The following is a 23,236-nucleotide window of genomic DNA, read 5'->3' as shown; positions in this document are numbered from 1 at the left end:
GCAAAGGCGCCCGACGCTACTGTTGCGCGCTCGGCAACAGCTGCGGCAGAAACCCGCGCGTCACATTTGGCGGCGCAGCGTCCAGCCCGAGCACGGTGCTCGCGGCCGGCAGCGCCGCATCCGCCATCGCCGCATGCCCTTCCGCGCTCGGATGTACCGCGCCGCCATAGACGGCCGAGAGCACGCCCCAGGTGGCGTCGTGGATGTCGGTTGGCTGGCTCGCCGCCGGCAATCCTTGCGGATAGGTCATCGCGGCGAAATAGCTGTCATTGGCGTCGCGAATCCAGCGGGCGCGGGGCAGGTAGGCGCGGTATTCCGAGGCGCCGCGACCGCACAGCATCGGCTGGCTCGCCGCGCTCACGATATCAGGATTGAAGCTCTGGCCGTTCTCGGCAAAGCAGCTGCGGTCGAATTCGGGATCGGTGCCGGCATGGGCGCAGAAGCCGTGATCGGCGAACGCGGCCTGATGCGCGTCGACGAAGGTCATGCGGTCGGCTTCGGGATCGCGGCACAGTGCGCCGCGGGTGCAGGTGGCGAGCCCCTTCAGCTGCGGAAGGAACTCGGTGTCGACGAAGGTCGAGACGCGCGCCAGGCGCTGCGGATCGGCGTTGAAGGCCGGATGGATGTCGAAGCCGGCCTTGCCGCCGCGGCATGGCACGCCGCCCTCGGCGAGCGCCGGGTTGGCGTAGGAGACATAGACGACGTGCGAGAGATCGCCGCCGACCAGCGGCTTCAGCGCCTCGCGCAGCTTGACGAAATTCTGCGGCAGTTCGCGCGCAAGCGCGTCGCGGGAATCGTCGACGGTCGCCATCACGCCGGAGCGGCGGAACAGCGCCCGCTCGGTCGCGGTCTCGACGATCACGTCGGCGACGAGACCGGAGAAATAGATGTCGTTGGCGCCGACCGACAGCAGCACGAGATCGAGCGTGCGGTCGGGCTGGCGCTTCTTCGCCGCGGTGAGCGCTTCGCGCAATTCGGCGACTTGGGCGTTCACGCTGGTGTTGCAGACACCGGTCTTGCCGGGCGGGCATTCGCGGGCACGCTGCGAGCCGAGCAGCCCGTCGCTGATGCTGGCGCCGGTGCAGGCGAGCGGAAGATAAGTCACGGCGATGTGGGTGTAGCGCACCGCGAGCGCCAGCGCGGTGCGGGTCTGGTAGCTGTAGAGCGAGCGGTGGCACGGCGAGTTGAACCAGAGCGCGCTGTAGCGCTGCCAGTTGGCGAGCGTATCCGGCGCCTCGCAGGCCCGGCCGCCCTTGAAGCCGTGGCGGCTCGGCCGGTAGTACTGCGCGCCGGCGGTGCCCAGATAGGAGCGGAAGCAAAAGCCTTCGTCCGACAGCGCCAGCGGCCGGTCCGGATTGCCTTCGCCGGAGGCGATGCTGTCCCCGAGGCCGGCGACGAAGATGTCGCGGACCTGGATCTCGGTCTGGACGCGCTGGGTCGGATCGGAGCCGGAGGAGACGTCGACGGTCGCGACCGTCTGCTTGCCGTAGCGGACGCGCAGATTGATCGGCTCGGCGCAGTCGAAGGTCGATTGCTGAGGCCCGTCGCCGTCGTCGAACGACCAGGCGCAGGTGGCGCCGACCGGCACCGCGCCGACGAGGCGCACGGTGACGGGATGGTCGATCGGGGTCAGGTAGTTTTCCTTGGTATTGTCGCGAGTGCAGGGCTGGTTGACCCGGCCCTGCAGGTCGATGCAGAGCCGATTGACCATGTTGCGGGCCCAGCCGCGGCCCTCGCTCTGGAGCTCCAGCGATTGCTCGGCGGCGAGGATGCTGCGGTTGCGGGCGTTCTCGACATGGAGCAGGAAGTCGCGCTCCTCGCGGAACAGCCGGAAGCGGTTGCGCACCTCCCAATTGATCTGCAGGGCGCCGGAATCCTGAGCGCTGGCGCGCTCCGGTGGCATGGCAATCAGAATCCCGGCAAGCAACAGGGCGCCTGCGGAGAGGGTGCGAAGGAATGAAGGGATCATGGCCCGCGTCTTCAACGGCAAAGTTGAGGCGGAAATAAGAGAGCATTGCTCTGCCGCCTGCAACCCCTCCGGGGCGAGATCGTGGCCTACCGCTTGCTGGCCTGCCGCAGCGTCCGCTCGCGCTCCATTGCTGCCACCTGCTTTGGCAGATTGGCCTGCGCGCAGGCCTCCGCCAGCCGCCGCCGCTCCTGCCAGGGCTCGACCACGTTCATCCAGAGCTCGCGCGCGCCCATGATGGAGATGGCGAGGCCGAACGGGATCACGAAATAGAGGATGCGGAACACCAGCAGCGTCGCCAGCAGCTGCTCGCGGCCGAATTCGGGCAGCGCCAGCAGCATGGCGGCATCGAACACGCCGATCGAGCCGGGGGCGTGGCTGGCGAAGCCGAGCAGCGTCGCCAGGATGAACACCACGGCCAGCGACATGAAGTCGATCGGCGGGTTGGCCGGCATCAGCAGGTACATCGCCGTGGCGCAGAAGCCGAGATCGACCACCCCGATCAGGATCTGGACCAACGTCAGCGGCGCCGACGGCAGCACCACCTTCCAGCCCTTCTGGCCAAGCTCGCGCCGCTTCTCGCCCATCACGAGCCAGACCAGGTAGGCGCCGATCGAGGCGAGCCCGCCGAGCGCGATCAGCCGGTTGATCGAGGAGGGGAGCTGATCCATCGAGGATGCCGCATCGGGATGGATCGCCATGCCGATCGACAGCACGAAGATGTTACCGAGCCAGAAGGTCAGGCCCGACAGGAAGCAGATCTTGGCGACGTCGATCGCGTTCAGCCCATAGTCCGAATAGATCCGGAAGCGGATCGCGCCCCCGGTGAAGACCGTGGCGCCGATGTTGTGGCCGATCGAATAGGACGTGAAGCTGGAGAGCGCCGCAATGCGGTACGGCACGTGCTTCTTGCCGATCGTTCGCAGTGCAAAAAAGTCGTAGAAGGTCAGCGTACAGAACGCGAAGAACACGCAGATCGCCGCCAGCCCGATGCTGCCGCGGGGAATCTCGGTTAACGCGGTCAGGATGACCCCGGTATCGATGCCCTTGAGGGTCCGCACCAGCGAGGTGATCGCGAAGGCGATGATGAAGATGCTCGCGGCAACTCCAAGGCGTCGCCAGCCGATCCATCTCTTGAACCCGCGCTTCAGCGCTGGCAGCAGTCCGTGCATTCATCCTCCCGGCGGGGGCAAAGACCGTCCGGGCCAGACATTGGCCGGTCGGGTGCGATCATGGCCAAAGGCAGGCATCGATCGCTAGGCATGATCCAGATCATTTAAGGCATAATCAGCGGCTTGTGCAGCCCTTGACAACAATAGGTTCTGCGCCGGACCGGCCCCTTTGTCATACGCGGTTCACATCGCTGGCGCGTTAAGCATATGAGTCGTGAGCCCGGTCCGGCTCACGCATGTCGTATGTCGACACGATCTTCGATCCCGACGCCGGCCGCATTGTTCCAGCGCAAGCCATATGGGTCTTTTTGGAACGCCGATGCCGCGCGCTCGTTGGGCCCCATCAGCAACCGGACACGGCGGAACAAGCGGCTTTCTGGCAAAGCCGCTGACTTCGTGTTCCAGAAATCGGAAGAGGACGGAACGATGGGACTGTTCACAAAAGACATCAAGACCATGAACGACCTGTTCGTGCACCAGCTCCAGGACATCTATTACGCCGAGCAGCAGCTGACCAAGGCGCTGCCGAAGATGGCCAGCAAGGCCACCGATCCGCAGTTGAAACAGGGCTTTTTGACGCATCTCGAGGAAACGAAACAGCACGTCGCGCGGCTGGAGGAGGTCTTCAAGATGCACGGCGTCGCCGCAAAGGCAGTCGACTGTCCGGCGATCGACGGCATCATCGAGGAAGCCGAGGAGACCGCCGGCGAAGTCGCCGACAAGGCGGTGCTCGACGCCGCCCTGATCAACGCGGCGCAGGCCGCCGAACATTACGAGATCGTGCGCTATGGCAGCCTGATCGCCTGGGCCAAGCAACTCGGCCGCAACGACTGCGCCAGCGTGCTCGCCAAGACGCTTGAGGAGGAGAAGGCAACCGACCAGAAGCTGACAGCACTGGCCGAGAGCAAGGTGAATCTGCGCGCGGCGAGCTAATGAAGGTGTCGTGATCGAAACGCCGCGCGGTCATCCGCGCGGCGTTTCCCTGACCACGGGAGCCGTCCATCATGATCGGTCCCGGTGTTCGCGGGCGGGATGAACAATCCGAGTGAATGGACACAGCTTCCGTTCACCATTGCCGAAGCTGGCGCGTAGCCAGTTACCACCTGTCCATTATTGTCAGGCCATGTGCGGGTCCATCAGGGGCCCGCAATGCATCAAGTTCTCTACTGTCTCACCGACGAGCACGATTGGCGGCTCGTTGTGCTCGCCGGCGCGGTGTGTCTGCTTGCCAGCGCGGCCGCGATCAGCCTGTTCCACCGGGCGCGGGCGACTCAGGGCGTCGGACGCCTGACCTGGCTCGGCCTCGATGCGGCCGTCAGCGGCTGCGGCATCTGGGCGACGCATTTCATCGCGATGCTCGCCTACGGACCGGGCGGCGCCGGTGCCTACAACATTCCAGTGACGATCCTGTCGTTGATCTTTGCGATCTCCGTGACCTTCGTGGGGCTGAGCATTGCCGTGTCGTCCTCGCGGGCGGTGTGGATCGTTCTCGGCGGCGCCATCGTCGGCAGCGGTGTCGCGGCGATGCATTACACCGGCATGGCGGCGCTGGAGATGCCGGCGCGGGTGCACTGGATCGGAAGCACGGTCGCCGTCTCGGTGCTGTCGGGTATCGTCTTTGCGGCGCTTGCATTGCTCGTGGCCGTGCGACGCGACGACCTCTTCCATGCACTGACGGCGATGGTCCTGCTGACGGTCGCCATCGTCGCGCATCATTTCACCGCCATGGGCGCGGTTGTGCTGACGCCGGATCCGACGCTCGCGATCGGCGGCCTCTCGATTCCGCCGGCCTCGCTGTCCTTCCTCACCGCCAGCGCCGCGGTTGCGATCATCGCGATCGCGCTCGTGGCCGCGCTGCTCGACCGCCGCGCGAGGGGCGAACTGGGCGCCCAGCAGATGGTGCTGGATACGGCGCTCGAGAACATGTCGCAGGGTCTTTGCATGTTCGATGCCGACGGCAAGATCATGCTGTTCAACGAGCGCTATGCGGCCATGCTTCGTCGCACCGACGTCGCGCTGACCGGCCGCCTCCTGGTCGACGTGCTCAGGGAGGAGCAGGCCAAGGGCGAGTGGCAGGGCGAGGCCGATGAATTCTTCGCCCGCCTCGTCGCCGACGCGCGCGAGGGCCGCACCACGACGGACGTCGTCAACCGGTTCGGCCGTTCCATTCGGGTGGTCAACCAGCCGATGCAGAGCGGCGGCTGGGTCGCGACCTTCGAGGACATCACCGAATGGCTGGAGGCGCAGGCCAAGATCTCGCACATGGCGCGCCATGACGCGCTGACAAGCCTGCCGAACCGCGTGCTGTTCCACGAGCAGCTCGAGCAGGGACTGCGCCGGACCAGGTCGGGCGATCAGCTCGCGGTGCTTTGTCTCGATCTCGATCACTTCAAGGACATCAACGATTCGCTCGGCCATCCCATCGGCGATGCGCTGCTGAAGGAGGTCGGCCGCAGGCTGACGGCCGCCGTCGGCGAGAACGACACCGTGGCCCGACTGGGTGGCGACGAGTTCGCCGTGGTCCAGATCGGTCGTTCCGAGGAGACCGCTGCGAGATCGCTTGCCGGCCGGCTCGTCGAGGCGATCTCGGCGCCCTACGAGATCGACGACCATCAGATCGTGATCGGCGTCTCGATCGGCATCTCCCTGTCGCCGCAGGACGGCAGCAATCCGGACGAGCTGTTGAAAAACGCCGACCTCGCGCTCTACCGCGCCAAGGCGGACGGCCGCGGCACCTATCGCTTCTTCGAGACCGGCATGGATGCGCGCGCGCAGGCGCGGCGCCTCCTGGAAATGGACCTGCGCGCGGCGCTGCAGCGCGACGAGTTCGAGGCCTATTATCAGCCGATCCGCGATGTCGCCAGCGGCCGCGTCGTCGCCTTCGAGGCGCTGCTGCGCTGGAACCATCCGCAGCGCGGCCTGATCGCACCCATCGATTTCATTCCGCTGGCCGAGGAGACCGGACTGATCCTCCAGCTCGGCGAATTCGTGCTGCGCTCGGCCTGCACGGATGCCGCCACCTGGCCGGACGATGTCGATCTCGCCGTCAATTTGTCGCCGGTGCAGTTCAAGAATCCGAACCTGATTGCCTCCGTGATCGCAGCGCTCGCCGCCTCGGGACTGGACGCGCGCCGTCTCGAGCTCGAGATTACCGAATCCGTGCTGCTGCAGAACAGCGAGGCGACGCTGGCCACGCTGCATGAGCTGCGCGCCATGGGCGTGCGCATCTCGCTGGACGATTTCGGCACCGGCTATTCGTCGCTGAGCTATCTGCGCAGCTTCCCGTTCGACAAGATCAAGATCGACCGCTCCTTCGTGTCGGAGCTGGCGACGCGCGAGGATTCCATGGCGATCATCCGCGCCGTGACCGGTCTCGGCCGCAGCCTCGGCATCGTCACCACCGCGGAAGGCGTCGAGAACGACGCGCAGCTCGAGCTCCTCAGGCGCGAGGGCTGCACCCAGGCGCAGGGCTATCTGTTCAGCAAGCCGCGGCCCGCCTCCGACGTGGCAGTGATGTTGAACCGCCCGCGGCTGCTGGCCTCAGCCTAAGGTTTTTTACCCGCGGCGCAGGGCGAAATGGGCGCCGCAGAATGCCATGACGGCACCGAGGCACAGCGCGGCGAGCCCGGCCAGCACGCCCGAGACGGTCGGGACCGGGCTCGGCGCCGAGGCCACCTGGCCCGCACCCGCAAGCAGCAGCACGCCGACCGCGATCAGGAACTGCCGCATCCGTTGCGGGATCTGGCCGGAGACCGCGCTCTGCATCAGCGTCGCCGTGAAATAGCCGCCGGAGAAGCCGACCGTCGCGATCAGCCACCACGCGATCGCAGCGCCCGCGGGGATGAACTCGGCCGTGTCGGAACGCCAGAGCCCGCCGAGGTCGAGCCCGTAGCGCGCGCCCAGCATGTGCACCGCAAGCGCGAGCAGCACGCCTGATATCACGGCGGCGCCGAGAATCAGGCGGCGCGGAAAAAAGGTCGTCTCAGCCATGGCCCGCTTGTAGGATGGGCGAGGGCGATCGCGCAAGCGGATCGCAGGCGGGATGGCGGACGGGGTCGATTGTCGGGATGCAGGGTTCGGAAGCTGAGACCGCGTCGGTCACGAGCTACGCCTACAGGGCGTCGCTGATCGGCTCGGCACATCGCTTCGAGCTGACCGAGCAGGGGCTATCCTGGCACATCGGCGGCCGATCCGGCCTGTGGCCTTACGAGGAGATCAGCGCGGTCCGGCTGTCGTTCCGCCCGGTGTCGATGCAGCAGCACCGCTTTCGCGCCGATGTCACACACGCCAGCGGCCGCCGCATCGCGATCCTGTCGACGAGCTGGCAGACCGCGGCGCTGATGGCGCCGCAGGACAACGGTTTTCGCGCGTTCATCGTCGCGCTGCACGCACGGATGGCGAAAGCGGGTAGCCGCGCAACGCTGACCGCCGGGCTTGGCCGCACAGCCTACGCGGCGGTGCTGGCATCGCTGGCGGTGCTGACGGTGGCGATGGCGGGCCTCTTGATCCGGGCGCTTGTCATCGGCGAGTTCGCCGGCGCGCTGTTCATCATCGGCTTTGCCGCATTGTTCGCCTGGCAGGTCGGCGGCTTCGTCCGGCGCAACCAGCCGCAGAGCTATCGCTTCGATCAGGTGCCGAAGGCGTTGCTGCCTTAGGTGAAATCGACCGCAATCAAACGTGACTTCGCTGCGTTGCGTCGGTGTCGCATCTTGCGGTCATGTCAGCCAGGGATCGCAGCACGCGTGTGCCGACTGCGGATGAGATCGCCAGGATCAACCGCACGCACCTGATCGATACACCCCTCCGACCGGCCGACCTGTTGTTCATGTTCGGCACCCGCGAGGACGTTGGTTTGCGCGCCGATACCGCTGCGAGGCTGTGGCGCGCGGGCTTGTTCCAGTGGTCGATTGTGAGCGGCGGTGTGACGCCCGGCTCGGAGCAATCCGAGTGCAGCATCATCAAGGCTGCGATGATCAAAGCGGGCATTCCGGCGGACAGAATCCTCGGCGAGGATCGCGCGACGAACACCGGCGAGAACGTGATCTTCTCGCTGCCGATCATCGATGCGGCGCTCGGGCTGCAGCATATCCGCAGCGTGATCTGCCTCGGCAACACCTGGACCGCGCGCCGCTATCCGATGACGCTGCACCGATACTGGCCGCAGGTCGAGAAGATGCTGCTCACGGTCGATAGCTTTGTGACGCCGCGCGGGCTTTGGCACACGGATGTCGAATTTCGCCGTCGCGTCTTGCATGAATGGGACAAGATCGAGCCGTACAAGGCGAACGGCTTTATCGCCGACTGGCCGGAGGGCTGACGGGCACAGGGCCGCTACTCCGTCGAGTCGAAATCCTCTTCCTTGGTGCCGAGCAGCGAGACGATCGTGCGCAGGCCCGAGTCGAGCTGCTCGAAGGTGGGCGGGGCGAGGGCGAGGCGCACCGCGTTCGGTGCATGGCCGTGGGCGATCGCGAAGGTGGAGGACGGCGTCAGCGCGATGCCGCGCCGCGCGGCGGCGGCGACGAAGGTCTGCGAGCGCCAGTGTGGCGGCAGGGTCAGCCAGAGATGATACGAGCGGGTGTCGGCGGCGATCTGGTAGCCGGCGAGCAGCCTTGCCGCGGTCTGCTGCCGCCGCGAGGCGTCGATGCGTTTCAGCCGCGTCAGCTCGGCGACGGTGCCGTCGGCCATCAGCCGTTGTCCGGAGGCGAGCGCATGGCCCGAGGCGATCCAGCCGCCGGTGCGGACCGCGCTCATCACGCTCTCGCGCAAGCGAGGCGGCGCCACGAGGATGCCGAGCGCGAGGCCGGGCGCGACCTTCTTGGACAGGCTGTCGATCACGATGCAGCGGTCCGGCCCGAGCGCAGCCAGCGGCGTGTCGTCGGCGAGGAAGCCGTAGACGGCGTCCTCGATGATGGTGAGGTCGAGCTTCTCGGCGACCCGCATGATGTCGGCGCGCCGCGTCGCGTTCATGGTGACGCCGAGCGGGTTCTGGATGATGGGCTGCAGATACAGCGCCGACAGATGCGCCTCGCGATGCGCTTTCTGGATCGCATCGGGACGTGCGCCGAATTCGTCCATGGGAATCGGGACCAGCGTGATGCCGAGCCGCGCCGCGATGCTCTTGACGTAAGGGTAGGTCAGCGCCTCGACGCCGCAACGGCCGCCGGTGGGGACGAGTGCCGCGAGCGCGGCGGCGAGCGATTGCTTGCCGTTGGCGGTGAAGACGATCTGCTCGGCCTGCGGCACGAAATCCTTGCGCGCGAGATAGGCGGCAGCCGCATTGCGCGCGCTCTTGGTGCCGGTGCTGGTCGAGACGCGCAGCGCGGATTCCAGTGCGTCGACGCGCTCCAGCCCCGCGAGGCTCTTGGCGATCATCGCCCATTGCTGCGGCAATAGCGGATAATTGACCTCGAAATCGATCCGCGCATCGCGCGGCTCGCTCAATGCTTCGACCTCGCGCCTGATGTCGCCGGAGATGAAGGTGCCGCGGCCGACCTCGCCGACGACGAGCCCGCGGCGGAGCAATTCCGTATAAACCCGGCTCGCGGTCGAGACCGCGATGCCACGATCATAGGCAAAATTGCGCTGCGGCGGCAGCCGATCGCCGGGTCTTAACGTGCCATTAGAGATATCCGAGGCAATGGCATCGGCAAGCTTCACGTACTCGAACTTGGACATTATTGCACCGAGAGCAATGTTTCACTTGCTCCGAGTAGTGTACTGGAGCATTTAAGTTCCATCAAGGTCCACGATTGAGCCGAGGAGAGCGAGAGCAATCCGACGGCAAATGAGGTGCAAGCGCTCACGCGTCTGCGCCAACGGCATTCGCTTCGCCGCGGCAGGACCAAAAGCCGGAGAAGAAAAGATGACCACGATCTCGCAAACTGCCGGGCGGAATTTACGCCCATCCTCGACGGGCGGATTTTTCAGCACGCTCGCCCAGGGCGCCTATGCGCTCTTCAACAGCCTCGAGCGCCGCTCGGCCGTCAAGACATTGAGCGACCTCGACGACCGCGCCCTGCGCGACATCGGGATCACGCGCAGCCAGATCGAGGACGCCGTCTACGGGCAGGTCAAGGCCGAGCTGACGCGGTATCTGTGAGGCGCTTCTGACGCGCTCGCTCCCTTCGTGTCCCGGACGCGCCGCAGCGTTCTTACGCTGCTGCGCAGAGCCGGGACCCGGGAAGCCGCGCACTCGCTGATGCATGGGCCCCGGCTTTGCAGCGCACCGTCGAAGAGAGGCTGCGCAGCGTCCGGGGCACGAGAGCTTTGTCGAATGACTGACATGGGATCGCATCCTCGCGGCGCATTTCGCCCGAGCTTTGTTGATCGCTTCACCCTCGAATGAAAGAGGGCGCAGGGAAGGCCGGGCGCCTGCTGGCACCCGCGGTCCACTGTGCGAATTCTGCGTAACAAAAAGCTGCACAGCGGCATACAGGTGTAGCCAGGACAGCCCGGCCTTCCCTGCGCAGTGGCTTTACGGCTTATGTCGCGCTCTCCCCGGGGAGCGTTGCACTATTGCCCCCGTCGCCTTGCGGCTGACGATGCGCATGTCCGGTTGGACAGCACGCATCACCGCAACGCTTGACGCCAGCCTGCGGGCGTCAGGACCACACGATTTTGCCGTACGCCGATCACACCGATCGTGTGCGCGGCGGCTTCGCTCACGGTTGCCCGCCCTACAAAACTCTCCGCGCCGACGTGACCTGCGTCCACCGCCGCCCGGCCCGCGTTCGTGACGATCGCGATCCGCCCCTCTTCCTTGGGCCGAGTTGAGGCGACACATACGCCATTTCCGAATTTCGGTAAAGTGGAATATTTTTGGCGACGAGCGTTGACCGGCATCTTGTGTGTTTTGCCCGACAGGTAACCCAAGGTTTTGTGTTCCGTAGGGCGGATTAGCCGCAGGCATAATCCACCTCTTCTGCTTCCGCGGAGAGAGACAGTGGTGGGTTACGCCTGCGGCTAACCCACCCTACGAGACCGGAGCAACCCTCAGTGCCTCACCACCAGCACCGAGCACTTCGCGTAGCGCACCACATGGCCGGCGTTGGAGCCGAGGAAATAGGTGCGCATCGCCGGGCGGTGAGAGGTCATCACGATCAGATCGGCCTTCATGTGCACGGCTTCCTCCAGGATCTCGTGGTAGATGCCGCCCTGGCGGACCACGCTGGAGATGCGGCTCGGATCGATGCCGGATTCGCGCGCGACGATGGCAAGCGCTTCTTCCGACGTCTGCCGCTGCTGTTCGTCGAAATCGGCCGGCACATATTCGGCCAGCATCACCGGCGTCATCGGCAGCACGTTGAGTAGCCGCACCGTGCCGCTCCAGGTCTGCGACAGCGTGGCCGCGGTCGCGATCGCCGGCTTGGCGAGGTCGGTGTCGGCGAGGTCGATGGGCACGAGGATGGACTTGAACATCTGCGCCTCCAAATCTTCATTCCCCCGGATCGAACTGGATCAACCGGTCGAGACGGCGCCCGCTCGTCTCATCCCGCTCGTCTCATCCCGATCGTAGCAGCTTATCTTAGCAGCTTGGGGCTGGTGAACAGCACCAGTCTGCCGCGGCGGTAGGCCACGTCACCCCAATCCTTGACGTCAAAGTCGAAGATCGCAAGCCCCGCGGTGGGCAGATTGTCGGCGAGCGCCCTGGCGCCATCCGGATCGCCGCCGCCCATCAGCATCAGGGCCGCTTCGTGCATGCCGGGATTATGGGCCACCAGCAGCAATTGCTTCGGGTCGGCCGGCGCGGTTGCGGTGCGAATGGAGTCCAGGATCTGCGCGGGATCGGCGCCGTAGAGTTCCGGCAGGATCTCGACCTGCGGTGTCGGGACGCGGTCCTTCATCGCCTCCCAGGCGGTGTCCCAGGTCTGCCGGGCCCGCACGGCGTGCGACACCAGCACGGTATCGGGGAAGGGAGGATGGGTGGCGATCCAATCGCCGATCCGGGCGGCATCCTTATCGCCGCGGTCGTCGAGGCGGCGATCCTGGTCACGGCCGCTCGGCGCGTCGGTCTCGGTCTTGGCGTGACGCAGCAACATCAAACGGCGCATGGCATTCTCGAATCGTTCCACGTCCAGAATAATCTACAGGCGCCGGTCGAGGACAAGGTGACGGGCGCCCGGTTGGCATTAAGCGCGATCAGACTAGAACGAATCGTCATTGCGCTTAAGGTTGTTATTTCGAGCATGATCTTTTCGGAAAACCGCTGCACACTTTTCCGGATCATGCTCTAAGAAACGACATGAGCGAGACTTTCACAAGCGTGTCCCAGGAAGAAGCCGGCCTTCGCGACCGTGTCCGGCTGTCGTTCGATCTCGACGTGGACATCTGCGTCATCGGGGCCGGGCTTGCCGGGCTCTCCATCGCGCTGGAGGCGGCCCGGCTCGGGGCCAGTGTCGCGGTGCTCGAGGGCCGTCATATCGGCTGGAACGCCTCCGGCAACCAGCTCGGCACGGTGATGCCGGGCTTTGCGCTGCCGCTCACCGACCTGATCGAGCGCATCGGCTTCGAGGACGCGCGTGAATTGTGGACGCTGTCGAAGGAGGGCGCCGAGCTCGTCCGGGCCAACGCCACGGAAGCGAACATGCCGGGGATCGCTCCTGATAACGGCGTGCTGGAGGTGTCCAACGTCGATGCCGGCGACCGCCTGATCAGCCGTTTGCAGATGCTGAACGAGGATTTCGACACCGAGGTCGAGGGCTGGCAGGTCGATCGCGTCCGCGAGGTGCTCAGGACCGATCGCTATTTCCACGGCGTGTATTATCCTAGGGCGTTCCAGGTCGACGGCCGCAAATACGTGCACGGCCTTGCCGCGCTGGCGCGGCGGGCCGGCGCCCGCATCTTCGAGGACACGCCGGTCGTCAGCATCGATCATTCCGGCATCCGCAAGCGCATCGTCACGCCCTCGGCACGGCTGCGTGCCAGCCACATCGTGCTCGCGGGCAACATCCATCTCGGCGCGCCGTTGCGGCGGCTGTCGGAGACGCTGCTGCCGGTCTGGCGCTATGCCGGCATCACCGCGCCGCTCGGCGAACGCGTGCACGAGATCATCGCCTTCAAGGGATCGGTGATGGATTCCGACGGTGTCGACCATTTCCGCATCGTCGACGGCGACCGGCTGATGTGGGAGAGCCCCGAGACCACCTGGTCCGCGCGTCCGCAGCGCTTTGCGGGCAGCGTCAGGCGGCGGATACGCACGATCTTTCCCGACCTCGGCAATGTCGAGGTCACCGAGACGTTCGGCGGCGCCACCGGCCAGACCGTGCACGGCATGCCGCAGATCGGCCAGTTGCGCAAAGGCCTGTGGGTGGCGAGCGGGTTCGGCCGTCAGGGCATGAACACCTCGGCCATGGCCGGGCAGATGATCGCGCGCAGCATCCTGTGGGGCGACGAACGCTGGAAGCTGTTCTCGCCGTTCGAACTGGTCTGGGCCGGCGGCGCCACCGGGCGGGTCGCGGGCCAATTGGTCGGGATCTGGGGCAGGGCGAGCTCCGCCGCCGCCGGCTCGCTCGCCCGCTACCGGGAACGCGCCAAGGTCAAGGACCGCCAGCGCGAGGCGCGCCTCGCCGAAGCCAATCGGGCCGCCGGCACCGGTCCGCGCCGCCCACTGGCCGGCGTCAGGCCGCGACCGGCCGCGCCCCCGAAGCCCGCAGCCCAAGGGGGACAACATCGCGCGGAACCGGCGCCGCCTCCCAATAAGTTGATAGAAATTCCGCCTGATGATGTAACGTCAGTCGTTAAAGCCCGTATCTCAGGGCGTGGATTGCCCGCGCACGGAGAATGAGATGTTTGACCGCCGCATTCTGTTGACGACTGCCGCCGGCCTGTTCGGCCTTGGAGCCTTCCGCTGGCTGAGAGGGACGCCTGCCGAGGCTGGCGAGAAAGCCGCGGAAAAGTTCGAGATCACGAAGACCGAGGCCGAATGGCGCGCCCAGCTCACGCCGCAGCAATATGAGATCCTGCGCAACCACGGCACCGAGCGGCCGGGCTCCAGCCCGCTGCTGAAAGAGCACCGCAAGGGCACCTTCGCTTGCGCCGGCTGCGACCTGCCGCTGTTCGCCTCCGAGACCAAATTCGAGAGCGGCACCGGCTGGCCGAGCTTCTACCAGCCGATCGAGGGCAATGTCGGCAAGACCGAGGACCGTGCCTACGGAATGCTCCGCACCGAGGTGCATTGCCGGCGTTGCGGAGGCCATCTCGGCCACGTCTTCGACGACGGTCCGAAGCCGACCGGATTGCGCTATTGCATCGACGGTTTCGGGCTGGTGTTCCGCCCGGCGGCGGCGTCCGCGACCTAGGTTCTTTGGTCGACGCGTTTTCTTCACGCGAACCGGCGGCCACTTCGCTCGAAAACGCTATGGGATCCCGGCAATTGTTGCCGGTCCCGGCAAATGTGCCCCGGTCATCGGACCGGGGCCTTTCCATTAAGTGATTGATTTTCCGAGAATACCCGCATTGGCATAGCCTTTGCGACTGTCTCCTCCGACTGCGGCCCTGGTCGACCGGCCGCCGAGATCGGATTTGGAGACAAAGTTATGGGTATCTTCGATGCAATGAACACCTCGGTGGGTGGCCTGCAGGCGCAGTCCTACGCGCTGCAGAACATTTCCGGCAACATCGCGAACTCATCCACCACCGGTTACAAGGGCATCGGCACCAGCTTCGTCGACCTCATCCCCGACTCCTCGGTTCCGAGCAAGCAGGTCGCGGGCGGCGTGACGGCCAACGCCAAGGCCACCATCACCACACAGGGCACGATCTCGGGCTCCACCGTCGCCACCAACATGGCGATCACCGGCGACGGCTTCTTCTCGATCCAGAAGGCGAGCGGCGTCGTCGACAACGTGCCTGTCTTCACCGGGGTCACCTATTACACGCGGCGCGGCGACTTCCAGCTCAATGCCAACGGCAATTTGGTCAACGGCGCCGGCTACTATTTGATGGGCGTCACGGTCGACCCCAAGACCGGCAATCCGACCGGCAGCGTGGCGAACGTCCTGCAATTCCAGAACAACTTCATTCCGGCGCAGGCGACCACCTCGATCCAGTACGCGGCGAACCTGCCGACCCAGCCGAACACGGTGGCGAAAACGACCGCGTCGACCGGCACGCTGCTGGCGGCCGGCGGGCTGAACCCGTCCGATTTCTCCGCCAACCCGTTGCCGGTCGGTACCCCGCCGGCGCCCTATGCCAACGCACTGGTCTCGGGCGCGGCTGCAACCGGCAACATCCGCTCGCCCTATTCATCGACGACGGCCTCGGGCACGGTCGCACTGCAGAACAATTCGTCGGCGGTGGCCTCGACCACCACGTCGCTCGACAACGCGGTCGGCACGCATCTCGCCTCCAGCATCCTCACCGCGCTGAGCGGGCAGACGCTGACCATCAACGGCAACACGATCACGTTCAACGGCGGCACGACGGTCTCGACCGTCGGCAACAACACCACGATCGGGCTCGGCGCGGGCACGACGGCGACTGTGGCGGACATCCTGAACGGAATCCAGACCGCCGGCGGCGCCGGCGTCACGGCCTCGCTCTCCGCCAGCGGCAACATCGTGATCTCCAGCGGCACCGGCACCGACGTGGCTGTCGGCAGCGGCACGGCCGCCACCGCGCTCGGCATCAGCAGCGTGACCCGTGGCGGCAACGTGCTGTCCTCACCTGCGATCTCGGGTGCAACGGTGCTGAGCGGCAGCGCGACGGCCGGCGGCGCCCAGGTGCTCTCGTCCGGCTTCGCCGCCGGCGATACCATCACCGTCGACGGTCAGACGCTGACCTTCATGGCCTCGGGTGCCTCGGGTGCCAACCAGATCAACATCACCGACAACATCACGACCCTGCTCGGCAAGATCGATGCTCTCGCAGGCGCCTCGGGGTCGTCGGTCAGCAGCGGCGGCGTCATCACGCTGAACACCGGCACCGTCTCCAATCTGTCGGTGTCCAGCTCCAACAGTGCGGCCTTCGCCGCGCTCGGCTTCACCTCGACCATCACCAAGAACCGCGACGGCGGCGGCACCGCCGGCACCGGCGGCGTGGTCGGCAACGACATCTCGACCTTCACCAAGGAATCGATCAGCGGCGGTGCGGTGACTGCCTACAACGCCGCGGGCACGCCGGTGAACCTGCAATTGCGCTGGGCCAAGACCGACAGCGCCTCGCTCGGCGCGGGCCACTCCGATAGCTGGAACCTGTTCTACCAGACCGATCCGAACGCGACCGGCACGACCGTCGGCTGGGTCAATACCGGCCAGACCTTCACCTTTGCCGCCGACGGCTCGCTGACCTCGCCGAGCGGCTCGGGCATCACCATCAACAATGTCAGCGTCAGCGGTCAGTCGCTCGGCTCCGTCGCCTTCAACATCTCCACGGGCGGACTGACGCAATATGCCAGCACCAGCGGCGCGGTGACCATCAACACGATCACCCAGAACGGCTATGCCGCCGGTCAGCTCCGCTCGGTCGCCGTCAACAACAGCGGCATCGTGGTCGGCACCTTCTCGAACGGCCAGAACCTCAATCTCGCTCAGGTTCAGCTGTCGCATTTCAACGGCACCAACTATCTGAAGGCGCTCGATGGCGGTGCCTATGCCGCAACCGAACAGTCGGGACCTGCCATCGATGGCGCTTCGGGCACCATCAGCGGCTCGTCGCTGGAAGGCTCGAACACCGACATCGCCGACGAATTCACCAAGCTGATCGTGACCCAGCAGGCCTACTCGGCCAACACCAAGGTGATCACGACCGCGAATTCGATGGTGCAGGACCTCTTGAACGTGTTGCGCTGATCGGCGCGTAACGTAACCAAAGGCGGCTAGTCAACATGGGTTTGAGTTCAGCCCTCGCCAGTGCGATGAGCGGTCTGCGTGCCAACCAGGCCGCGCTCTCGATCGTCTCCTCGAACGTCGCGAATTCGCAGACGCCGGGTTACGTCGTCCAGACCCCGAACCAGATCGAGGTCACCACCGGCGATTTCGGCGCGACGGCGATGACGACCGGCGTCAGCCGGGAGCTCGACACCTACGTATTGAACCAGCTGCGCACCGAGACCGGCGGCAGCGGCTACGCCGACCAGATGGCCAGCATCCTGAAGCAGCTTCAGAATGTCTATGGCACGCCCGGCAACAGCGGCACGCTCGAAACCGCGCTGAACAAGTTCACCACGGCGCTGCAGGCGCTGTCGACCAGCTCGGGCGCCTCGTCGGCGCAAACCGTTGCGCTCGGCGCGGCGCAGGCGCTGGCGACCCAGCTCAACGTCACCACCAAGGGCATCCAGTCGCTGCGCTCCAACGTCGAGCAGGATCTCGGCAATTCGGCGCAAGCGGCCAACGTCGCCATGCAGCAGGTCGCCGACATCAACACCAGGCTGCAGGGCCTGTCGGCCAACGACCCCTCGGCCGCGACGCTGATGGACCAGCGCGACCAGGCCATCAACACGCTGTCGAAATATGTCGACGTCCGCGTCACCACCGACGGATCGAACCAGGCCAACATCTACACCACGACGGGCATCCAGCTCGTCGGCGCCGGGCTCGCCTCGCAATTCACCTTTGCCTCGGCCGGCGCGCTGTCGGCGACCTCGCTCTACAACATCGATCCGGCCAAGTCCGGCGTCGGCGCGTTCAACATCGTGCTGCCGAACGGCTCGAAGGTCGACGTCGTCGCCAACAGCGTGGTCTCCTCGGGCCAGATCGCGGCCGATCTGAAGCTGCGCGACCAGACGCTGGTGCAGGCGCAGGAGCAGATCGATCAGCTCGCCGCCACGATGTCGAGCGCGCTGTCGGACAAGACGACCGCCGGCACCGCGGTGACGGGTCCGCCGGCCGGATTCGACATCGACCTTGCCGGTGCGCAGCCGGGCAACACCGCCACGTTCACCTACACCGACACGGCAACCAATACCCAGCGCCAGGTCACACTGGTCAACGTCACCGATCCGGCGGCGCTTCCGCTGCAGAATGCGACCAACGCCAACCCGATGCAGATCGGCGTGAACTTCTCCGGCGGCATGGGCGCGATCGCCTCGGCCCTCAACACGGCGCTCTCCACGTCGCACCTGACATTCTCCGCCGCCCCGTCGCCGGCGACCGCCACGACGCTGCGGATCACCGACGACAACAGCGGCCTCGCCAAGGTCAATTCGGCCTCGACCAGCAAGACGATCTCGTCGCTGACCTCGGGCAATCCGCAGCTGCCGCTGTTCACCGACGGCGGACAGGCGCTCTACACCGGCGCGATCACCGCCTCGGGCTCGCAGATGACGGGCCTGGCCGGACGCATCGCCGTGAACACGCAGCTGGTCTCCGATCCGACCCGGATGTCGGTGTACAACACCTCGCCGGTGACGCCCGCAGGTGACACCGCGCGTTCGGACTATCTCTATTCGCAGCTCACCTCGGCGGTGTTCTCCTATTCGCCATCGAGCGGCCTCGGCTCGCCGAGCCAGCCCTTCACCGGCAGCGTCTCGAACTATCTGCAGCAATTCCTCAGCGTCCAGGCCAATTCCGCGACCCAGGCCACCCAGCTCCAGCAGGGCCAGAGCGTCGTGGTCTCGACGCTGCAGGCCAAGTTCAACTCGACCTCCAGCGTCAACCTGGACTCGGAGATGTCGAACCTTATCCAGCTCCAGAATGCCTATGCCGCCAACGCCCACGTCATGTCGGTGGTGCAGAGCATGATGAATACGTTGCTCCAGGCTCAAGTGTAACAAGTAACAGGGCTCTGAAACATGTCGATCAGCAGCATCAACTACTCTTCGTCGATTCTCGGCTCGCAGATCCGCAATATCAATCAGCAGCTCACGGACCTGTCGACGCAGCTCTCGACCGGCAAGCTGTCGCAGAACTATTCCGGGATGGGCACCAACGAGGGCTTTGCGATCGCCGGGCGCGCGCAGCTCTCCAACATCGCCGCCTATACCGACACGATCACCAACGTCAACGTCAGCATCAACCTCGCCAACACCGCGCTGCAGTCGCTGACCAAGATCCGCAGCACGGTGCAGACGGGTGCGGCCAACACCGCGCAGGATCTCAACGTCAACGGCCAGACCATCGCGCAGAACACCGCCGCTGCCCAGTTCGGCTCGATGATCGGCGTGCTCAACACGCAGACCGGCAACCGTTATCTGTTCTCCGGCACGGCCATCGGCACGCAGTCGGTTGCGAATGCCGGCGACATCATCAACGGCACCACGACGCAGGCGGGGTTCAAGACCGTGATGGCGGAGCGCCAGGCCGCCGATCTCGGCGCCAACGGCATGGGTCGCCTGGTGCAGATGCAGCCGACGCCGAGCTCGGTCCAGGTGTCGGAAGACGCCGCCGGATCGCCGTTCGGACTCAAGCTCAAGGCGGTGTCCTCGACCCTGACGGGCGCGACCATCACCGGCCCGAGCGGCTCGCCGGTGTCGTTTTCGGTCGATCTCAACGGCGTCAATCCGAACAATGGCGACAAGCTGAGCGTGCAGTTCACGCTGCCGGACGGCTCGATCGAGCAGATCGACCTGACCGCGTCGACGGCCACGCCGACGCCGCTCGGCAGCTTCGCCATCGACGCCAGCACCCCCGTCAATCCGACCAACACCGCCAACAACCTCAACACCGCGCTGAACACCGCGATCACGAAACTCGCCAACACCTCGCTGGTCGCGGCATCCGCCATCGTCGCCGGCGACAATTTCTTCAACACCGCCAGCTCTGCGATCGGCACGGCCGTCAACAACCAGGCGGCGCCGCCCGCACCGATCAGCGGTGCAACGGCGCTGTCGGGTGCGAGCCCCTCGGACTCGATCTCGCCGGGCTTCGTTGCGGGCGACACCATCACGGTCAACGGCACCACGCTGACCTTCGTGGCGTCGGGCGCGACCGGCAACCAGCTCAACGTCACCGACAGCATCCAGGATCTGCTCGGCAAGATCGACCAGATCACGGGGACGTCGAAGCCCTCGACGGTCCACGGCGGCTCGATCACGATCAACACAGACGATGCGGCGAGTTTGAACATCACGAGCTCGAATACCGGGGCGCTCGGTTCGCTCGGCTTCAGCGCGACGCCCGTGACCGCCACCCAGCCGCCGCTGCGCGTCGGCTCCTCGCCCGCGAGCTCGGCGACGACGCTGGTCAACGGCTCGGCCACCACGGTGAAATGGTACCTCGGCAATGACGGGCCCGGCTCGCCGCGTTCGACTGCGATGGCGCGGGTCGACGATTCCGTCTCGGTCCAATACGGCGCCCAGGCGAACGAGGACGCGATCCGCCAGCTGTTGCAGGCGACCGCGGTGTTCGGGACCTTCTCGACTTCGCCGACCGGGCAGTATTCGGGCGGGCAGGTCGCCGCGCTGAGCCTGCGCACCACCCAGGCGCTGACCCAGCAGCCCGGCCAGCAGCGCATCGAAGACATCCAGACCGACATCGCGATGGCCCAGAACACGATGAAGGATGCGAGCACGCGCCAGACCCAGGCCAAGGCGCAGCTCCAGACCATCATCGACCAGGCGGAATCGGCCTCGCCCGACCAGGTCGCGAGCCAGCTGCTGGCGCTCCAGAACGCGCTCCAGGCGTCCTACCAGGTGACCTCGAACCTCGCGCAGCTCTCGCTCGTCAAGTTCCTGTAAGGACGCGTTAAGGCGCCGTTAACCATGCCTCTTTACCTCTTGGTGAGGATTGGAGCGGGGCGGAGCTGTCGATGTCGGACAAGATGCAATTGGTGGTGGCAACGCCGTGCTTCGGCGGGCAGGTGTCGAGCATCTATGCGAGCTCGATCTTCGCGCTGCAGCGGGCCGTGCACGGAATGTCCAACCTCGAGCTCAAGGTGCTGCTGCGCGACGGCGACGCGCTGATCACCCGCGCGCGGGCCAATTTGGTCGCGATGTTTCTGGACGATCCCAGGGCGACGCATTTCCTGTTCATCGACGCCGATATCGGCTTCAAGCCGGAGCAGGTGTTCCGGCTGATCGAATGCGGGGCGGACGTCGTCGCCGGCTGCTATCCGATCAAGCGGATCAACTGGGACAAGGCCGCGCGGGCGATCCAGTCCGGCCGCGCCGATGTGCCGGCCGCCTCGCTCGACTACGTGCTCGAGATCGAGGATCCCGACCGCATCGTCGTGGTCAACGGCTTCACCCGCGTGCGCTATGCCGGCACCGGCTTCCTGATGATCCGGCGCCAGGCGCTGGAGGCGATGTGCCGCCATCCGGACCATGCGGCCCTGCAGTTCTTCCGCGAGCATTCGCACGACACGCTTGCCGCGAGCCAGAACCGGTTCGCGCTGTTCGAATGCATGATCGACCCGGCAACCGGTACCTATCTTTCCGAGGACTTCGCCTTCTGCAAGCGCTGGACCGGTATCGGCGGCGAGATCTGGGCCGACATCCAGAGCTCGCTCGATCACGTCGGGCCGTCGGTGTTCCACGGCGACATCGCATCGCAATTCGCAGCCGCGCCTGCGGCCGATGCGGCGTGAGCCTTCCGGGATGAGCGCCGGCGCATCCCGTCTGTCTGGTCAGGAGCCCGTCCCCGACGGCGGCTCGCGTTATCGCCTGCGCGATCTCTTCACACCATTGGACACGCTGCTCGTCTCCGGCGGCGATCCGCGGCTGGCGCTCGACGCCAGGGATCGCGTCAACGGCTATGGCTGTGCGGCTTCGCCGGAGCCGGAGATATGGAATTTCGCCTCCTCGACCGCATCGATGATCTCGCAAGCGGCTTACGACCGCGCCGCGCTGGCGCGCGAAGAGCTGATGCACAAATGCCTGTTCGACGAGGTCGAGATCGCCTTCGACGCGCGCTGCGAGGACATGCGGGACGAGCTGCGCGGTCATCTCCAGCTCTCTGCGCGCGTCGACATCGTGTTCTCGCCCTCCGGCACGGACTCCCAGCTCCACGCCTTATTCCTGGCGCGTGTGTTGCTCGGGGCGCCGCCGGTGACGATCGTGGTCGGCGCCGACCAGACCGGAAGCGGGACGATCCATACCGCCCGCGGGCACCATTTCAGCTCGATGACGGCGAGCGGCCTTGCGGTTCGCAAGGACGGTGCGGTCGCAGGGCTTGCCGGCGCCAGTGTAACGTTGCCGCTGCTCGGGACCGCGCCCGGGATTGCGATGCGCGCGGACATCGATGCCGCAGTGCTGGATGCGATCGAGGCCACGATCGCGCAAGGCGCGCCCGTGCTGCTCCAGATCATGGATGCATCGAAGCTAGGCTGGCGCGCACCGAGCGAGGCCTGTCTCGACGAGATCGCGCGGCGCTGGCCGCGCAAGGTCCAGATCGTCGTCGACGCCTGCCAGGCCCGGCTCGGCCGCCGCCGGCTGCGCTCCTATCTCGACCGCGGCTATATGGTGCTGATGTCAGGCTCGAAATTCTTCGGTGGACCTGCCTTCAGCGGTGCGGTGCTGGTGCCGAAGGGCCTTTCGCGGTCGCTCGACCGGGCCGAGGGGATTGCGCCTGGTATCTTCGATTATGCCGGCCGTTGCGATTGGCCGGTGGCCTGGACGGCGCTGCGCTCGCGCTTCGAACGCCGTCCGAACTTCGGTCAATGGCTGCGCTGGGAAGCGGCGCTGGCCGAGATCGGCCGCTACTACGCCGTACCCGGGGCTTTCCGCGCCGGGGTGCTCGCCGAGCTTGCGGCCGGCATCGACAGCATGATCGCGCTCTCGCCGTCGCTTCGCCCCGTCCCATCCGCGATCGGGACCGCCGGCGCGGATGACGAGGAATTTGCACAAACCACCATCTTTCCGTTCATCCTGCTGCGCGACGGCAAGCCGGTCTCGATCGCCGAGACTGGGGCCGTGCATCGGGCGCTGGCACGCGACATGAGCGAGGCGATCGGCGGCAGCGCTGCGGACCGGCAAGTCGCCGTGCAGCGCTGCCTGCTCGGCCAGCCGGTCCGGCTGGAGCGGCAGGACGAGGCACCGTTGGCCGTGCTGCGCCTCTGCGTCGGCGCACGGCTCGTGATCGAGGCCTGGTCGCCCGACTTCGCGCAGGCGCAACGCAACGTGCAGGACATTCTCGATCGCATCGCCCATGTGCTGGTAAAGATCGAGCTGCTGCTCGACCGTGGCACGGTCGCGGCCGTGCCGGTAAACTCCGCTTTCGAGGTGTGA

The 23,236-nt window shown here is 66.0% G+C and carries 19 protein-coding genes; 12 read left to right on the top strand and 7 right to left on the bottom strand.

The features are described from left to right. Positions 1 to 16: 16 nt before the first annotated feature. Positions 17 to 1,969, bottom strand: coding sequence for a hypothetical protein (locus IVB24_RS28605; protein ID WP_247769794.1), 1,953 nt, complete (start codon positions 1,967 to 1,969; stop codon positions 17 to 19). A gap of 86 nt (positions 1,970 to 2,055) precedes the next feature. Next, positions 2,056 to 3,138 carry a YbhN family protein gene (locus IVB24_RS28600; protein ID WP_094972371.1) on the bottom strand — a complete coding sequence of 361 codons (1,083 nt, stop codon included), beginning with the start codon at positions 3,136 to 3,138 and terminating at the stop codon, positions 2,056 to 2,058. Positions 3,139 to 3,564: 426 nt separating this feature from the next. Between IVB24_RS28600 and IVB24_RS28595 the strand changes: the two genes are divergently transcribed. After that, complete coding sequence (locus IVB24_RS28595) at positions 3,565 to 4,071, top strand: ferritin-like domain-containing protein (protein ID WP_094972538.1); 507 nt, start codon at positions 3,565 to 3,567, stop codon at positions 4,069 to 4,071. A gap of 216 nt (positions 4,072 to 4,287) precedes the next feature. Further along, positions 4,288 to 6,687, top strand: coding sequence for an EAL domain-containing protein (locus IVB24_RS28590; RefSeq protein WP_247769793.1), 2,400 nt, complete (start codon positions 4,288 to 4,290; stop codon positions 6,685 to 6,687). Positions 6,688 to 6,693: 6 nt separating this feature from the next. Here the strand turns inward: IVB24_RS28590 and IVB24_RS28585 are convergent, their stop codons facing one another. Continuing rightward, entirely contained in the window at positions 6,694 to 7,128 is a 435-nt protein-coding gene (locus tag IVB24_RS28585) for a hypothetical protein (protein ID WP_140480474.1), read from the bottom strand. 77 nt (positions 7,129 to 7,205) lie between these two features. On the opposite strand from IVB24_RS28585, the gene IVB24_RS28580 reads away from it, so the two are divergent. Together IVB24_RS28580 and IVB24_RS28575 are read left to right on the top strand one after the other, a co-directional pair. Further along, positions 7,206 to 7,793, top strand: coding sequence for a hypothetical protein (locus tag IVB24_RS28580; RefSeq protein WP_247769792.1), 588 nt, complete (start codon positions 7,206 to 7,208; stop codon positions 7,791 to 7,793). Between the two features lie 62 nt (positions 7,794 to 7,855). After that, positions 7,856 to 8,455, top strand: coding sequence for a YdcF family protein (locus IVB24_RS28575; RefSeq protein ID WP_247769791.1), 600 nt, complete (start codon positions 7,856 to 7,858; stop codon positions 8,453 to 8,455). Positions 8,456 to 8,469: 14 nt separating this feature from the next. On the opposite strand, the gene IVB24_RS28570 is transcribed toward IVB24_RS28575, so the two are convergent. Continuing rightward, positions 8,470 to 9,813, bottom strand: coding sequence for a PLP-dependent aminotransferase family protein (locus IVB24_RS28570; RefSeq protein ID WP_094972367.1), 1,344 nt, complete (start codon positions 9,811 to 9,813; stop codon positions 8,470 to 8,472). Between the two features lie 187 nt (positions 9,814 to 10,000). On the opposite strand from IVB24_RS28570, the gene IVB24_RS28565 reads away from it, so the two are divergent. Next, positions 10,001 to 10,237: a DUF1127 domain-containing protein gene (locus IVB24_RS28565; RefSeq protein WP_106951490.1), complete on the top strand. Its 237-nt coding sequence runs from the start codon at positions 10,001 to 10,003 to the stop codon at positions 10,235 to 10,237. 470 nt (positions 10,238 to 10,707) lie between these two features. Here IVB24_RS28565 and IVB24_RS28560 read toward each other — a convergent pair whose 3' ends face one another. The 3 genes from IVB24_RS28560 to IVB24_RS28550 all read right to left on the bottom strand — a co-directional run bounded on the left by IVB24_RS28560 (position 10,708) and on the right by IVB24_RS28550 (position 12,188). Next, entirely contained in the window at positions 10,708 to 11,010 is a 303-nt protein-coding gene (locus tag IVB24_RS28560; protein WP_247769790.1) for a hypothetical protein, read from the bottom strand. 120 nt (positions 11,011 to 11,130) lie between these two features. Further along, complete coding sequence (locus IVB24_RS28555; protein WP_094972537.1) at positions 11,131 to 11,556, bottom strand: universal stress protein; 426 nt, start codon at positions 11,554 to 11,556, stop codon at positions 11,131 to 11,133. Positions 11,557 to 11,657: 101 nt separating this feature from the next. Then, on the bottom strand, positions 11,658 to 12,188 hold the full coding sequence (locus tag IVB24_RS28550) for a histidine phosphatase family protein (protein ID WP_247769789.1): 531 nt from the start codon (positions 12,186 to 12,188) through the stop codon (positions 11,658 to 11,660). A gap of 191 nt (positions 12,189 to 12,379) precedes the next feature. Here IVB24_RS28550 and IVB24_RS28545 point away from each other — a divergent pair, with 191 nt between their 5' ends. The 7 genes from IVB24_RS28545 (at position 12,380) to IVB24_RS28515 (ending at position 23,236) form a co-directional block, all read left to right on the top strand. After that, positions 12,380 to 13,921, top strand: a complete 1,542-nt coding sequence (locus tag IVB24_RS28545; protein ID WP_247769788.1) for an FAD-dependent oxidoreductase — start codon at positions 12,380 to 12,382, stop codon at positions 13,919 to 13,921. 1 nt (position 13,922) lies between these two features. Further along, entirely contained in the window at positions 13,923 to 14,435 is a 513-nt protein-coding gene (gene msrB, locus IVB24_RS28540; RefSeq protein WP_162308637.1) for a peptide-methionine (R)-S-oxide reductase MsrB, read from the top strand. Positions 14,436 to 14,672: 237 nt separating this feature from the next. Further along, a complete protein-coding gene (locus IVB24_RS28535) occupies positions 14,673 to 16,925 on the top strand; it encodes a flagellar hook-basal body complex protein (RefSeq protein ID WP_094972357.1) in 2,253 nt (750 codons plus the stop codon). A 35-nt stretch (positions 16,926 to 16,960) separates the two neighbouring features. Further along, the gene (gene flgK / locus IVB24_RS28530) at positions 16,961 to 18,844 is read left to right on the top strand and encodes a flagellar hook-associated protein FlgK (protein WP_140480465.1); all 1,884 of its coding nucleotides are present in this window, start codon (positions 16,961 to 16,963) and stop codon (positions 18,842 to 18,844) included. Positions 18,845 to 18,865: 21 nt separating this feature from the next. Then, positions 18,866 to 20,749 (top strand): flagellar protein, encoded by a 1,884-nt coding sequence (locus tag IVB24_RS28525; protein WP_247769787.1) that lies wholly within the window; start codon positions 18,866 to 18,868, stop codon positions 20,747 to 20,749. A gap of 71 nt (positions 20,750 to 20,820) precedes the next feature. Beyond that, entirely contained in the window at positions 20,821 to 21,597 is a 777-nt protein-coding gene (locus IVB24_RS28520; RefSeq protein ID WP_140480463.1) for a hypothetical protein, read from the top strand. Beyond that, positions 21,587 to 23,236, top strand: coding sequence for a hypothetical protein (locus IVB24_RS28515; RefSeq protein WP_247769786.1), 1,650 nt, complete (start codon positions 21,587 to 21,589; stop codon positions 23,234 to 23,236). The genes IVB24_RS28520 and IVB24_RS28515 overlap by 11 nt, the downstream gene beginning before the upstream one ends.

Source organism: Bradyrhizobium sp. 192 (assembly GCF_023100965.1).
Taxonomy (GTDB): Bacteria; Pseudomonadota; Alphaproteobacteria; order Rhizobiales; family Xanthobacteraceae; genus Bradyrhizobium; species Bradyrhizobium symbiodeficiens.
This window is presented reverse-complemented; position numbering and strand designations above follow the sequence as displayed.

What these genes read in the sequence shown, in the direction of transcription:
- IVB24_RS28575 (WP_247769791.1), top strand. Translation starts at nt 7,856, where the DNA reads ATGTCAGCCAGGGATCGCAGCACGCGTGTGCCGACTGCGGATGAGATC.
- IVB24_RS28570 (WP_094972367.1), bottom strand. Translation starts at nt 9,813, where the DNA reads ATGTCCAAGTTCGAGTACGTGAAGCTTGCCGATGCCATTGCCTCGGAT.
- IVB24_RS28580 (WP_247769792.1), top strand. Translation starts at nt 7,206, where the DNA reads ATGCAGGGTTCGGAAGCTGAGACCGCGTCGGTCACGAGCTACGCCTAC.
- IVB24_RS28550 (WP_247769789.1), bottom strand. Translation starts at nt 12,188, where the DNA reads ATGCGCCGTTTGATGTTGCTGCGTCACGCCAAGACCGAGACCGACGCG.
- IVB24_RS28585 (WP_140480474.1), bottom strand. Translation starts at nt 7,128, where the DNA reads ATGGCTGAGACGACCTTTTTTCCGCGCCGCCTGATTCTCGGCGCCGCC.
- IVB24_RS28515 (WP_247769786.1), top strand. Translation starts at nt 21,587, where the DNA reads ATGCGGCGTGAGCCTTCCGGGATGAGCGCCGGCGCATCCCGTCTGTCT.
- IVB24_RS28545 (WP_247769788.1), top strand. Translation starts at nt 12,380, where the DNA reads ATGAGCGAGACTTTCACAAGCGTGTCCCAGGAAGAAGCCGGCCTTCGC.
- IVB24_RS28565 (WP_106951490.1), top strand. Translation starts at nt 10,001, where the DNA reads ATGACCACGATCTCGCAAACTGCCGGGCGGAATTTACGCCCATCCTCG.
- IVB24_RS28555 (WP_094972537.1), bottom strand. Translation starts at nt 11,556, where the DNA reads ATGTTCAAGTCCATCCTCGTGCCCATCGACCTCGCCGACACCGACCTC.
- IVB24_RS28595 (WP_094972538.1), top strand. Translation starts at nt 3,565, where the DNA reads ATGGGACTGTTCACAAAAGACATCAAGACCATGAACGACCTGTTCGTG.
- IVB24_RS28525 (WP_247769787.1), top strand. Translation starts at nt 18,866, where the DNA reads ATGTCGATCAGCAGCATCAACTACTCTTCGTCGATTCTCGGCTCGCAG.
- IVB24_RS28590 (WP_247769793.1), top strand. Translation starts at nt 4,288, where the DNA reads ATGCATCAAGTTCTCTACTGTCTCACCGACGAGCACGATTGGCGGCTC.
- msrB (WP_162308637.1), top strand. Translation starts at nt 13,923, where the DNA reads ATGTTTGACCGCCGCATTCTGTTGACGACTGCCGCCGGCCTGTTCGGC.
- IVB24_RS28535 (WP_094972357.1), top strand. Translation starts at nt 14,673, where the DNA reads ATGGGTATCTTCGATGCAATGAACACCTCGGTGGGTGGCCTGCAGGCG.
- flgK (WP_140480465.1), top strand. Translation starts at nt 16,961, where the DNA reads ATGGGTTTGAGTTCAGCCCTCGCCAGTGCGATGAGCGGTCTGCGTGCC.
- IVB24_RS28600 (WP_094972371.1), bottom strand. Translation starts at nt 3,138, where the DNA reads ATGCACGGACTGCTGCCAGCGCTGAAGCGCGGGTTCAAGAGATGGATC.
- IVB24_RS28520 (WP_140480463.1), top strand. Translation starts at nt 20,821, where the DNA reads ATGTCGGACAAGATGCAATTGGTGGTGGCAACGCCGTGCTTCGGCGGG.
- IVB24_RS28605 (WP_247769794.1), bottom strand. Translation starts at nt 1,969, where the DNA reads ATGATCCCTTCATTCCTTCGCACCCTCTCCGCAGGCGCCCTGTTGCTT.